Consider the following 13,513-nt stretch of genomic DNA (forward strand, 5'->3'; position numbering starts at 1 on the left):
TACGTATTTATATAATTGATAATTCTCTATGCAACTTTCAATCGTGCAACTTTGCTTTTCGAGAATTGCTCTTTTGCATATTCCAGGTCAACGCGAAACTCTTTCTCATCTTTCGATGGTAGTTCGTACATCGCATCTGTCAGGATAGCTTCACAAATAGATCTCAATCCGCGGGCACCCAGTTTAAATTCGATTGCTTTCTCTACAATGAAATCCAGTACGTTTGCATCAAAAGTCAGACGGATTCCATCGATTTCAAATAATCGTATATATTGTTTGATAATTGCGTTTTTAGGCTCTGTAATGATTCGTTTCAGGCTTTTTGCATCCAAAGGCTCCAGGTAAGTCAGTACCGGGAAACGCCCGATTAACTCCGGGATCAAACCGTAAGATTTTACATCGGTCGGAGTAATGTATTTCAGGAAATTGTCTTCGTCTACTTTTTCAGTTACCTGTGAACCAAACCCGATTGTCTGTCTGTTCACACGACTTGCAATAATTCGTTCGATTCCGTCAAAAGCACCCCCGCAGATAAACAGGATATTCTTCGTGTCGATTGCGATCATTTTCTGCTCCGGGTGTTTTCTTCCTCCCTGCGGCGGAACATTCACCGTAGATCCTTCCAGCAGTTTCAATAAAGCCTGCTGAACTCCTTCTCCGGAAACATCTCGTGTAATAGAAGGATTATCACTCTTGCGTGCAATTTTATCGATCTCATCAATGAATACGATTCCGTGCTGAGCTGCCTGTACATTGTAATCAGCAGCCTGGAGCAGCCTGGAAAGGATACTTTCGACATCTTCCCCTACATAACCTGCTTCCGTAAGCACCGTTGCATCTGCAATACAGAACGGAACGTTCAGCATTTTTGCAATGGTTTTTGCAAGTAAGGTCTTTCCTGTTCCGGTACGCCCAACCAGGATCACGTTTGATTTTTCAATCTCTACCTCTTCGATCTTTGTCTGGTGCAAACGTTTATAATGATTGTAAACGGCAACAGAAAGTGTTTTCTTAGCATCGTCCTGCCCGATTACATATTCATCCAATCGTTCCTTGATATCCTGTGGTTTCAACACATTTACCGGAGCACCCTGAGAAGCTGTTTTGGTTGACTGATCTTCGTCAACAATCATTCGTGCCTGGGCAATACAATGATCACAAATGTGACCTGATAAACCAGCTATAAGTAACCCTACTTGACTTCGTGGTCTTCCACAAAACGAGCAGGAAGTTTCCTTTTTTGACATAGTATAATTTTAATCGACAAAAAAGTCACCTCGATTAAACCGAGATGACTTAGTTAGTATTGTGCAAAGTTAGACTATTTCGGGTTGCGAAGCAAGATTTCGTCTACCATTCCGTATTCTTTTGCTTCTTCAGCCGTCATCCAGTAATCACGGTCAGAATCAGCCCATACTTTTTCGTAAGATTGCTTGGAGTGTGTAGCGATGATATCATACAACTCTTTTTTCAACTTTTGAATTTCGCGTGCTGTGATTTCGATATCGGAAGCCTGCCCCTGAGCACCCCCAAGCGGTTGGTGGATCATTACACGTGCGTGTTTCAAAGCAGAACGTTTTCCTTCAGCTCCTGCACACATCAGAACTGCTCCCATAGAAGCTGCCATTCCGGTACAGATTGTTGCAACATCCGGCTTGATATACTGCATCGTGTCATAAATTCCCAAACCTGCGTAAACAGATCCTCCCGGGGAATTCAGGTAAATTTGGATATCTTTCTTCGCATCAACTGACTCTAAGAATAACAATTGAGCATTGATGATATTTGCAACCTGGTCATTGATCCCTGTTCCCAGGAAAATAATGCGGTCCATCATTAAACGTGAGAACACGTCCATTTGTGTCATATTCAAATGACGTTCTTCGATAATATAAGGTGTTAAAGAAGATTCGATGTAGCTTTCTAAGTGCATGCTTGAAATTCCGACATGCTTTGTTGCGTACTTATTAAATTCGTTTTTGTCGAACATGTTGATAGATTTTTTTTACAAGTATTAAATTAAGTGTTATTTCCGAATTGAGCCGATTTCTTTTGGAAGAGTTTCAGGTTCAAATTCCGATAGCTATCGGAATCAAAATGTTCACTGGTTCAAACGGGATCTATTGTTTTATTCTGTCCCGGTGTTATCGGATATTATTCTTGAACACATGAATCTTTTGAACAAACGCCTACTGAGAGATCGACTGGTTTCTGACAAAATATAAAATTAATACGAATCAGAACAATTGGTTCTTTTTTTGGCAGAAATTAACTAGAATAATTACAACATCAAAAAGTTCAAAACTTATTCGTGTAAAAATTCGATTTCATAGCTCGTATGCTTGCGGATATTCAGTACGCGTTCGTCATCAAAAATCAAGTACTGACCTTTTATACCGACCAACTTCCCTCGAATAACCGGCGATTTGTCAAAGCCGACACTTTTCACTTTTACAGGGTACTTTTCCACCGGGTAATTCAGAGAAATGATATCATCATTCATACTCACAAAATCACGCATGTCGAATGGCAGTAAATCTTCCACTCTTCCTTTTTCATCCAGTAAGTCCAATTCATGATTGATCTCGTTCTTAAGCATCCGCTGCCAGTTCGTTTTATCGGTCATGTAAGATTTTAAAGCTACTTCGATAATCCCGGCTTCGTACCTGTTGCTGGTTTCAGCCAAAATAATTGCATGGGATGCTCCCTGATCGATCCAGCGTGTAAATGTTTGCTCTGCGCGTGTTACTCCCACCTTAATACTGTCGGAAGCTGCCAGGTAAACCACGTGCGGCTGGTTGTGATGCTTGTGTTCCCACTCAATGTCCCGGCCTTCTCCCAAATGGGCTTTACACAATTCCGGGTTGATTATACAGGGTGCCGCCTGGGGAGCAGATTGAAAACAGTTAAAACAGAAACCTTGTCCGAAAGAATTTTTAGTCTGCTTTCCGCAATTCGAACAAATAATCTTTCCGGTCCAGTTTAATTCGATCTCTTTTCCGATCAAAGCATTCATACCGATTTGAGGCTCGTTATTTAAAACAAGCTGGTATTGAATCGGTTCCCCGAAAGAAACACGCATTTTATCTAATAATCCTTTCATTTTCTTAGATTTTAAGACTGATAACAAAAGACTATAGACAGAATTGTCTTTAGTCCTTCATCTTTTGTCTAATGTCTCAAAATATTAATCTTGTATACTTTCCAATTCTTCCGCTGCTTCCATCCACAAATCCGAATAGTAATCCAGTTTGGACTTGACTTCTTCAAACGCTTTCAAAACCGGAGTTGTTTTTGCAGAATCCGAAAAATCCATGGTTGCCAGCTGATCTTCCAGTACTTTTACTTCCTTTTCCAGTTCCTGAACGCGTTCCTCATGTTGTTTTACCTTATTCTGAAGCTGGTTTTTTTTGCGCTTTAATTCCTTGCGCTCTTCATTCGAATGTGTTTTTGCCACAGGTTCTTCTACCGTTTTCTGTACCGGTTTAATTTCCGTTTTAGCTGAAGCCGGTTCCATGGACAATTTGCGCTGCAGGTATTCATACACTCCAAAGTGATGGATTTTCAGGGTTTGGTTCTCAATGTCCCAAATCCGGTTTGTCAGTCCATCGAGGAATTCCCGGTCGTGAGAAACGATTAAGAAGGTTCCTTCGTATTGAAGCAGTGCTTTTTTCAAGACCTGCTTACTTTGAATATCCAAATGGTTCGTCGGCTCATCCAGGATCAAAACATTTGAAGGACTTAACAGCAATTGGCATAAAGCCAAACGTGTTCTTTCACCTCCCGACAAAACTCCCACTTTTTTATCGATATCTTCTCCGGAAAACAAAAATGCTCCCAAAATAGAACGCAGATCTTTTCGAACATCACCGGATGCAACCAGATCTACCGTTTCGTAAACGCTTAAATTCTTGTTCAACCGTTCTGCCTGGTCCTGCGCGAAATAAGTAATCTTCACATTGTGCCCGTACTCTACTTTTCCTTCAAAATCAATTTCTTTTGTCAGGCATTTGAACAAGGTCGATTTACCGACTCCGTTCGGACCGAGAAGCGCAATTTTCTCTCCCCTTCCGACTGTAATTGAAATATCCTTAAACAAGGTTCTGGAACCATAGCTTTTCCCTAAATGTTCCATTTCAAGGACCCATTTTCCGGGCTGTACATTCAACGGAAAGAAAATATTCATTTTTGCGACTATATCACTTTCCAATTCAATGCGTTCGGTGCGGTCCAGTTTCTTGATCAAAGACTGCGCAAATGCAGCTTTATTCTTCTTTGCACGGAATTTATCAATTAGCTCCTGTGTATGTTTAATTTCTTTGTCCTGCTGTTTCTTAGCTTCGGCAAGGCGTTCCAATTCTTCAGAGCGTAATTCCTTGTACTTTGAATAAGCATAGGGGAAGTCCAGGATTTTCCCGAAGGAAATTTCCCAGGTCCTGTTGGTCACATTATCCAGGAATAAACGATCGTGAGAAATAACGACAACCGCTCCTTCAAACTTTGTCAGGTAATTCTCCAACCATTGGATCGAAACGATATCCAGGTGGTTGGTTGGCTCATCCAATAAAAGCAGGTTGGGTCTGTTCACCAAGATCTTCGCAAGTTCTGCACGCATTTTCCATCCTCCCGAGAAGGAATTCAGCGGTTTCTCGAAGTCATCTTTTCGGAACCCCAATCCATCCAGTACGGAAGCAATTTTCTCCTCCCATTGAAAACCATCGTGAATATTAAACAGGTCGTTGGTCGCATTCAGATCATTCAATAACTCCAAATAGGATTCTGATTCATAATCTTCACGTGTGGTTAGCTGTTTATTGATCTCATCGATATGTTTTCTCAAATGGTTCAGCTGCTCATTGGAAAAAAACAGGTAATCAAATACGCTTTGTGTGGTATCGATAACGATATCCTGGGTCAGGAAGCCGACCTCCAATCCCTTTTGACGATGGATCTGACCGTCTGTTGGCTTTTCTGTCTGGGCAATCAACCGCAATAAGGTGGATTTTCCGGCCCCGTTCTTACCAACCAAACCAATGCGGTCACCCTGGTTCACCTGGGCAGAACATTCTTCAAATAAATAACCTTGCGGGAAATGCACTCCCAATTTTTCCAAAACAAGCATGTACAAAGGTATAAAATGTAGGGGCGTAAAATTTTGCACCCCTACATTTTTTTTGAAATTAAAGCACAAACGACGCTATTTTTTTTCGCACTAACTGGTCAGGCCCCACGTAATCCATTTTAACGTTTACAATCGTTCCCGGTCTGCCCTGCCTCAATAATTTAGTTGCTTCATCAGAAATTCGATTTCCTTTTCCTTTTTCCGGTCTTGGCGCTGTGTTCAAACTCAACTCCCAATTTAAAATAGTGAATTTTGCATCCAGCGGACTATTTTTATATCGTGAGAACAAATTCTTTTCTGCCGGCGAAATTTTCCCTCCTTCTTCCACAGCTCCAAAGAAAAACTCCGGATTTGGGAGCGTCATAATTCGGAAAGGGAAAGACCCCAGTTTTACACGCTTTTTTGACACGGAATTTACACCATAAATATCAATATTTGCAGTTCTTCCGCTGGTAGTAACTTTTGCGATGTGCTGGCTTCCGGATTTAGATAATGAAACACCATTCCCGATTAAGGACGTTTGATCGTAACCGGACGCAACCCCTTCTATCAGGTTATCATATCCTTTGTACAGGACATTCATCTTTGGCAGCGAAACTGTCCCCTGCGGTCTCATGATCTTAATGGTATGTGACCAATTCTCCGTCTTCGTCTGTCCGGATTTGTTCTTGATGGAAACCGTTCCGCTCAAAGTCATTTCTGTTCCTGAGCCCACTTTGGTTTTGATCAGGCCTTTTCCCTGTGTTCCACGGAAAGAATTTCCATTATAGGTAACAGTTGGCTGATTATCGGAATCAAAGGCCGCCATCATCACGTTCAACTCAACTTCGTCTCCTGCATTGGCTATTTCAGGTCCGTAAACCAATCCAACGATGCTGTTAAATGAATATTCTCCTACGGAGACTTTCGATTTTAAATGTGATAATGCCAATGAACGGGCAGAAAGTATATCTTGCTGCATCGAAGAGAGGGAAGCTAAAGCAGCCACAAGCGGAGCATGATCAAATGTTTGCCCGATCCAGTGAACTTCTTCAATATCATTTTGAGTAACTCGTTCGGGTTTGGTCAGATTCATGTAAATGGTTGAAATAATTTCTTCATCGTCCCGCAAATTCGCTTTGGATGATCGGATCATTTGTTCCACCTGTTTTTTCAAATCCTGGTTGCTTTTATAGGAATTAATCGCTTTAGGATTGATGGAATACGCTTTTTTTCCTTCCCGGTACGTTCCGATTGTTTGGATCAATTTCGACCGGAATCCGTTGTAATCATTCCAGATCTTCTTTCCCTTTCCGGTAGGATTCCTGATGTCATCACCAATCAGAATGTACATGGGGATATCGTACTCGTCCTGGGCCTCTACGGCTTTCAGATTCATCCGGATCGGCTTACAGCCTTCGCCCTTTTCCCAAATAATCGTATTGTTATCCTGCGGTTTGATGGTTGTAACTTCCTCCCCCGATTCTCTCAACAATTCCATTTTCACCTGGTCAATTTCTTGTATCAGGTTTGCGGAGAGTTGATCAACCTGTTTCATCTGCTTCATTACTTTTTTCAATTTCCGAAGCTTTTCCGCGTTCTCCTTTCCGTCAGTCGAACTAATTTCACTGGACACATCAGCAATAAATTCCGAGCCGCGGTCTACCTGCATGCCGTTCGATTTCTGTGTATTTTCTTCAATTGCAACGAAAGCATCCAAAATTGTTTTGGATACATTCAATGCCAAAAGTGCGGTCAGTACCAGGTACATCATTCCGATCATCTTTTGTCTTGGGGTTTCTTTTCCTCCTGCCATGACTTAAATTTTAAGGTTATACCAATCGAATGTCATTTTTCCGATTAGTAACAGGGAGGCAAAAAAATCCCGATGTCGGAAGTGATCATCGGGATTGAAATCTTCATTTAGAAATTCCAGACATCCTGTTCAAAAGTCCGGATACCTTCAATGATATCTGCAGACTCCTGTAATGCATCCACTCCCGTCCGATAGCTGTCAATAGATCTGTCGAAAACATTACTTTCCTTGTAAACGGTACTTGAAAATCGCCGTTTCCAGAACAAATCATCGAAACTCATCCATTGGGCGTCGTTCTTTTCATTATACACGTAATAATTGGTCAATAGATATCTCAAATGCGGGAAGTAGACCCAGAATTTGGTTTCCAAACCGGCAATCATTTTTTGTCCGTTCGGGGCTGTTTCTTCTTTCAGTACCACCGGAGCAATTCCCATGATGCGTACATCCATCACCGAGCGTTCCTTATCGAAAAACCAATCTTCCTTGAGCAGGTATTTAACGATGTGCTCGGAATCGATCCAGAAAGTATCTCTGTCCGCGTAAACAAATTCTTCTACACCATTTACCCATCGGGTAGAATCTCTCCCATCCCAGGTAGATAAAATAACATCTGATTCAGGTCCAAGTTTACCTAAGTAATAAAACACTTCATTCCTGAATACAGAATCATTGCAGTAATTCCCTCCGGGTCCGGGGGCAATCGGGTATTTGAACTGGTCTCCGTCCACAATATCGAATTGATAGGGATTGTAAGACGAGAAGATCTTTAATTCACCGTTCATAATGTGATGCCTCATAATCGTCCATAAAGACCAGCAATTCGTGTTTCTTACATACTGCCCCGATGGAGTATGATGATCAAGCGGATAATAAAGCGGATGATTGATTTTCTGTCTCAGATCGATTTCCCTCCAGACACGTTTACTCCACACAACATCGGCTTCACGCACGTATTCATAAGGAACCGTTTTCTTGGTAAGAATGTGTTCTTTGACATAGGGATAATCCAGGGTTGGCGTCATCGAAATGAAATCCGTGGATTCACATTGGGCAGTTACATCATAAGCTGCCGCAAGAAATAAGATTAAGGTAACTCTCTTCATGGCTTTGGGTTTTTCAGATAGCGCCAAAAACAGCCATTGGTTACACTTGTAAGTCAGGTAGTTATAAACAAAAACCCCGACGATTGCTTGGCAATGTCGGGGTTTTCTATTTTTTTGATTCGATTAGAAATTCCAAACGTCGTGTTCGAAGTTTCTAATTTCTTCTGTTATCTTCTCAGATTCCATCAATGCATCTACACCTGTTTTGTAGCTGTCGATCTCGCGATCGAAAACATTACTTTCACGGTAGATGGTACTTGTAAATCGACGTTGCCAGAACAAATCGTCAAAACTTTGCCATTGAGCGTCGTTCTTTTCGTTGTACACAAAGTAATTTGCAAGAATGTAACGACAGTGAGGGAAATACAACCAGAATTTCTCATCCATTCCGGTAATTGTTTTTCCACCTGTTGGAGATTCTTCCTCTCTGTAAGTTACAGGAGCAATTCCCAAAATACGCACATCCAATACAGATCTTTCTTTGTCAAAGAACCAATCTTCTTTGATACGGTACTGTACAATGTTCTCAGAATCGATCCACATGGTATCAGCAGGAGGATATTTGAAAGTAATTGTTCCGTCAGGAAGTGTAATTTCAATCGGATCCCCGAACTCATTTGTCAATGGAACATCACTTTGAGCACCTAATTTTCCTAAATAATAGAAGACCTTATCGCGGAATAAAGAATCGGTATAATAATTCTTACCTGCTTCAGGTACTACCGGATATTTGAATTGATCTCCATCCAACATATCAAACTGATATGGGTTATACGGTGAAAACACTTTCAAATCTCCGTTGATGATATGGTGACGCATGATTGTCCACAAAGACCAACGGCTCGTATTTCTTACATACTGTCCGGATGGAGTGTGTTTATCAAACGGCAAATAAATCGGATGATTCATTTTCTCACGCATATCGATCATACGCCAAACACGATGACTCCAGACTACATCAGCTTCACGAACAAACTCATAAGGGATCATTCTTTTGGTAGGTATATGTTCTGTCATATACACCCCGTCGATTACATCCGCCTGAGGAACATTCACTGGTCCACCATTGATCTCCTGCGCGTTCGTTAATAACGAACCGGCAAACAAGGTACTTAATAGAACTAAACGTTTCATGATTGACACTCTATTATTTATTTTATTCATTAAATGGTAAATACACCACTTTTCTTACGTAGGATTCCATCCGGCCCCTTAACTTGCGTCATGAAGCTGATAGTTGATCCTGGTTTTGCTTGTTTCATTAAGCTGATACCGTCCGCGTTCAAAGTATTTCCAGATCCTTTAGCAGGACGAGGAGCACCCGCAACGTTCAGTTCCCATGTTTGAACAGAGAATTCAGCTTTCAACGGACTATCTGCATAACGTGCAAACAAGCGAGTTTCTGCTTTAGAAGCTTTACCACCATCTTCAACTGCTCCGAAGAACAATGTTGGAGGCGGAAGGTTCATTACACGGAAAGTGAATGTTCCCAAAGAAACTGTTTTATTTGTTACAGAGTTTTTACCGGAGATTGAGATTGTAGCTGTTCTTCCGGCACCACTCACACGTCCGATATACTGATTTCCGGATTTAGACAAAGTAACTCCGTTACCGTTCAAGATTGTCTGATCGTAACCAGAAGCAACTCCTTCAACAATATTGTTATATCCTTTGTATAATACATTCAATTCAGGAAGAGAAACCGTTCCTTGTGGTTTCATAATCTTGATTGTATGCGTCCAGTTACCTGGTTTCTTAACTCCTGATTTGTTCTTAATGGAAACAGTTCCACTCAATACCATTTCAGCACCTCCGGAAACTTTAGTTTTAATAGTACCCTGACCACCAGCGATCTCAATTGTACCGCTATTTGAAGTTACTTCCGGTTGGTTATCCGAGTCAAATGCTGCCATCATTACTTTCAATTCAACCTCATCACCTGTGTTAGCGATCACCGGACCGTATGCCAAAGGCATAATTTTGTTGAACGAGAATTCACCTGTAGAAACTTTAGATTTCAAGTGTGCAAGTGCATAAGCACGTGCAGCCAATACATCCTGCTGCATAGAAGTCAAAGATGCAACAGCAGCTACCAATGGAGAATGGTCAAATGTAGCACCAATCCAGTGGATACCTTCCATGTCGTGAACTTTTACTCGCTCCGGTTTTGTCAGGTTAATATACAAGTCACTTAAAGCCTGGTCATCCTCCATGTGATTCACATTGCTTTTCTTAACCATATCAGTTACCTGCTTTACCAAATCAGCATTGCTTTTGTAGGTATTGATTGCTTTCGGAGTGATAGTATACGTCTTTCCTCCTTCTTTGTAAGAACCTACTGTACTTACAAGGTCTGCACGGAACTTATTAAAATCAGCCCACAACTGCTTTCCTTTACCGGTTGGAGTTTTGATATCTTCTCCTACGATCTCATGCATTGGGATATCGTACTGATCTTTCGCCTGAACAGCCATCAAGTTCATACGGATAGGCTTACAAACAGAAGCTTTTTCCCAAAGAATGGTATTCTCATCATCCTTTTTGTATTCTTTTACAGCTTCACCGGACTTCTCTAAGATTTCCAATTTAATTGCATCGATGCTTTTAAGCAGTTTGTCAGACATCTTATTAACTTCTTCCATCTGACCTAAAATCTTCTGCAATTTTTCTCTCTTAGCAGCATTTTCGGCATTCTTAGGAGTTGTTGTCAACTCTTCATCAACATCCGATTTAAATTTATCACCTCTTTCAATTTGGGCGATATTTGCTTTTTGTATGTTTTCTTCAATTGCGACAAAAGCATCGAGAATCTGCTTTGATACGTTCAACGCAAGTAGCGCTGTCAATACCAAATACATCATACCGATCATCTTCTGTCTTGGGGTTTCTTTTCCACCTGCCATGACTTCTAAATTTTGTTATTTACTGTTAGTAATAAATATTCTAATAAAGTTCCCAGTGACAAATTAGTCTCTGGAGATTGTCATAGCTTTCAACATGTTGCCGTAAACTGCGTTCAAATCAGTTAAGTTTTTAGACAACATTGCCATATTCTCTTTGTAACGTCTTGTATCTTCAGCTGAATCAGACAAGTTTTTCATCATTTCAGTTACCTGACCCTGGAATTTCTCAGTAGCTTCCAGGTGAGCGGAAGAACCTTTCAATTGTAATTCGTATACGTTGTTCAAAGCCGCCAAGTTTTTAGAAACTTTTTGCATTTGCTCACCGAATGATTCACCTTCCTGAGTATTTGAAGTCATACCTGAAATAGATACAGATGCTCTTTCGTATGCTTCAGACAAAGAAGATACTTTATCAGATGCCGCTTGTAATGAAGAAACATAAGAGTCAGTTGCCGCTGCTGCAGATGTTACACCTTTCAATTGAGAAGCATTTTCACCTAACTGACGCATTCCGTCTCCTAAACGCTCTAACAATTGACCGTCAATTTTAGCTTCCTCCAACATTTTATCCAAGTGCTCAGTAATTCCAGTTCCCCCGGAATTTCTTCCTCCTCTTCCACCTGCTGCAGGCAATGCATCGTGATCTAAATCATCACTGTGTGCGAAAGCTAATTCAGGATAAACAAGCTCCCAGTTTGGATCTTCATGAATCGGTTCGAATGCCGAGAAGATGAAGATAATAGCTTCTGTAGACAGACCGATTACAAGCATCGGACCAGCTCCAGGCCAGTGCATAATTTTAAATAAGGCTCCAACGATTACGACTGCCGCACCGAAACCGTATAATTTCGCCATAAACTTTTTCCATCCTTTACTTCCTGGTTTCATAGTTTTCTTTGTTTTTTAGGTTTAACCAAATTTATTGTTTTGTAATTGTTTGTTATTCTTAGCGAAGTTGGATATCGCTACGAATTTCCTCGCCACCCTCTTTAGAGAATTCTCGTCCACCGCGACCTAAGTGTGTTGCCACATTTCGGAATCCGACGTACGATTTGGCAGTATCCTGATACTCGTATGTACGAGTTGATGTTTGCAAATAATAACCTACATCTTTCCAGGAACCACCGCGGATAACTTTACGTTTCATTGCAGGCGGATCCCAGTCCATTGCGTCATATCTGTACTCAGTGTTTAGGTCATGAGAGAATTCGTACATCGCTTCGTCATAAGCTGTCTCACACCATTCTGACACGTTACCTGCCATACAGTAAAGACCCCATCCGTTCGGGTTGTAAGAATATGCTTTCACTGTGTGGAAACCACCGTCTTCAAAATAACGACCTCTCATCGGTTTAAAGTTCCCAAGGAAACATCCACTCTGGTTACGGATATACGGACCTCCCCATGGATATGGTGAGTTGTTCAAATCTCCACGAGCAGCTCTTTCCCACTCAGCTTCAGTCGGCAAACGGAAATCATTCACGAACAAATCTCCCATCGCCGAAAGCCAGTTGTTCAACAACTGCGTTCTCCAGATTGAAAATGCTTTAGCCTGTACCCAAGTAATCCCGATAACCGGATAGTTATCGTAAGCCGGATGCCAGAAGTACATATTTGTCATCGGATCGTGGAACGAGTAAGTAAAGTCACGAACCCAAACCAATGTATCCGGATAAACGTTAATTTCTTCATCGATGATGAATCGCTGACGGTTCTCGTGACCACGAAGACCTGTACTTTGTCCTTTTTTGTTGAAGTAGCTCAAATCCTTATCCAAACCTTGAGGCTCTTCTGTAAAAGGATGCGGAGGCGTATTCAAATCACGGTGTTCTGGTGCGATCTCATTACCATCTTTATCAACTCCATTGTGGACAATTTCGATGCGTCCTCTTTGAGCTGCCTCTCTTAAGTCGATCCAATAGTACTTGAAGTTCAATTTTCTGGTATCAAATTCACGACGCTTGTAGAAACGCTCCGGCTGAGGATAATACATGTCCGCCAGCAAAGGCATCAAATCCGGATCATCATAAGCGAACTTACGATCCCAATTCAACGCAAATTGCGCACGATTCACATCACGGTCAGAGGGTTCGAATTCAACCATCTCCAAAGCGCCTTCATCGAAGTACATATCTTTGTAGTTGATGTAGCGGGATGCCTCTTCATCTTCTTCCAATCCGGAATAGATACGTTCACGCGCCATTGAATCTCTTACCCAATCCACGAATTGACGATACTCGTTATTCGTGATCTCAGTTTGATCAATATAAAATGCCTGAACAGACACAGTCTTTGCACGAGTTTGGTGCAAGAAAGGTACATCCTGATCGTTTTCCCCCATAATGTAGGAACCCGAAGGAACATACACCATCCCAAGAGGAATCTCAGGCTGGTAAACTCTACGACCTAATGTCCCTGTCAAGTGGCCACTACGTGAGCTACAAGAGGCAATAAAGGCCCCAATTAAACCGATAAACAACAGTTTTTTCATTCTAGTTCAATTTTACAGTTCCGGATTTATCGTTAACATTCTACAGGATCAATTTTGCGATATAACGGAATCGAATAAAAAATGGTTACAAAGATT

The 13,513-nt window shown here is 41.3% G+C and carries 10 protein-coding genes; all 10 read right to left on the bottom strand.

Annotation, left to right across the window (positions count from 1 at the left end; translation table 11 throughout):
- Positions 1-26 precede the first annotated feature (26 nt).
- A complete protein-coding gene (gene clpX, locus QZT69_RS11110; RefSeq protein ID WP_294674083.1) occupies positions 27-1,247 on the bottom strand; it encodes an ATP-dependent Clp protease ATP-binding subunit ClpX in 1,221 nt (406 codons plus the stop codon).
- 74 nt (positions 1,248-1,321) lie between these two features.
- The gene (clpP, locus tag QZT69_RS11115; RefSeq protein ID WP_144332731.1) at positions 1,322-1,990 is read right to left on the bottom strand and encodes an ATP-dependent Clp endopeptidase proteolytic subunit ClpP; all 669 of its coding nucleotides are present in this window, start codon (positions 1,988-1,990) and stop codon (positions 1,322-1,324) included.
- A 315-nt stretch (positions 1,991-2,305) separates the two neighbouring features.
- On the bottom strand, positions 2,306-3,103 hold the full coding sequence (locus tag QZT69_RS11120; protein ID WP_294674088.1) for a DUF2797 domain-containing protein: 798 nt from the start codon (positions 3,101-3,103) through the stop codon (positions 2,306-2,308).
- A gap of 84 nt (positions 3,104-3,187) precedes the next feature.
- The gene (locus tag QZT69_RS11125; protein WP_294674090.1) at positions 3,188-5,122 is read right to left on the bottom strand and encodes an ABC-F family ATP-binding cassette domain-containing protein; all 1,935 of its coding nucleotides are present in this window, start codon (positions 5,120-5,122) and stop codon (positions 3,188-3,190) included.
- A 58-nt stretch (positions 5,123-5,180) separates the two neighbouring features.
- Entirely contained in the window at positions 5,181-6,917 is a 1,737-nt protein-coding gene (locus tag QZT69_RS11130) for a GldM family protein (protein ID WP_294674092.1), read from the bottom strand.
- A gap of 107 nt (positions 6,918-7,024) precedes the next feature.
- Positions 7,025-8,023: a gliding motility protein GldN gene (gldN, locus tag QZT69_RS11135; protein WP_294674094.1), complete on the bottom strand. Its 999-nt coding sequence runs from the start codon at positions 8,021-8,023 to the stop codon at positions 7,025-7,027.
- Between the two features lie 123 nt (positions 8,024-8,146).
- Positions 8,147-9,157 (bottom strand): gliding motility protein GldN, encoded by a 1,011-nt coding sequence (gldN, locus tag QZT69_RS11140; RefSeq protein WP_294674096.1) that lies wholly within the window; start codon positions 9,155-9,157, stop codon positions 8,147-8,149.
- Between the two features lie 29 nt (positions 9,158-9,186).
- Positions 9,187-10,926, bottom strand: coding sequence for a GldM family protein (locus QZT69_RS11145; protein WP_294674098.1), 1,740 nt, complete (start codon positions 10,924-10,926; stop codon positions 9,187-9,189).
- 63 nt (positions 10,927-10,989) lie between these two features.
- Positions 10,990-11,814, bottom strand: coding sequence for a gliding motility protein GldL (gldL, locus tag QZT69_RS11150; RefSeq protein ID WP_294674100.1), 825 nt, complete (start codon positions 11,812-11,814; stop codon positions 10,990-10,992).
- A gap of 58 nt (positions 11,815-11,872) precedes the next feature.
- A complete protein-coding gene (locus QZT69_RS11155; protein ID WP_294674102.1) occupies positions 11,873-13,417 on the bottom strand; it encodes an SUMF1/EgtB/PvdO family nonheme iron enzyme in 1,545 nt (514 codons plus the stop codon).
- Positions 13,418-13,513: the final 96 nt, after the last annotated feature.

Source organism: uncultured Fluviicola sp. (assembly GCF_902168135.1).
GTDB lineage: Bacteria > Bacteroidota > Bacteroidia > Flavobacteriales_D > Crocinitomicaceae > Fluviicola.

Excerpts from the sequence above, each read along its gene's own strand:
- QZT69_RS11125 (WP_294674090.1), bottom strand. The coding sequence starts at position 5,122 with ATGCTTGTTTTGGAAAAATTGGGAGTGCATTTCCCGCAAGGTTATTTA.
- gldL (WP_294674100.1), bottom strand. The coding sequence starts at position 11,814 with ATGAAACCAGGAAGTAAAGGATGGAAAAAGTTTATGGCGAAATTATAC.
- QZT69_RS11145 (WP_294674098.1), bottom strand. The coding sequence starts at position 10,926 with ATGGCAGGTGGAAAAGAAACCCCAAGACAGAAGATGATCGGTATGATG.
- clpX (WP_294674083.1), bottom strand. The coding sequence starts at position 1,247 with ATGTCAAAAAAGGAAACTTCCTGCTCGTTTTGTGGAAGACCACGAAGT.
- gldN (WP_294674094.1), bottom strand. The coding sequence starts at position 8,023 with ATGAAGAGAGTTACCTTAATCTTATTTCTTGCGGCAGCTTATGATGTA.
- QZT69_RS11120 (WP_294674088.1), bottom strand. The coding sequence starts at position 3,103 with ATGAAAGGATTATTAGATAAAATGCGTGTTTCTTTCGGGGAACCGATT.
- QZT69_RS11155 (WP_294674102.1), bottom strand. The coding sequence starts at position 13,417 with ATGAAAAAACTGTTGTTTATCGGTTTAATTGGGGCCTTTATTGCCTCT.
- gldN (WP_294674096.1), bottom strand. The coding sequence starts at position 9,157 with ATGAAACGTTTAGTTCTATTAAGTACCTTGTTTGCCGGTTCGTTATTA.
- clpP (WP_144332731.1), bottom strand. The coding sequence starts at position 1,990 with ATGTTCGACAAAAACGAATTTAATAAGTACGCAACAAAGCATGTCGGA.
- QZT69_RS11130 (WP_294674092.1), bottom strand. The coding sequence starts at position 6,917 with ATGGCAGGAGGAAAAGAAACCCCAAGACAAAAGATGATCGGAATGATG.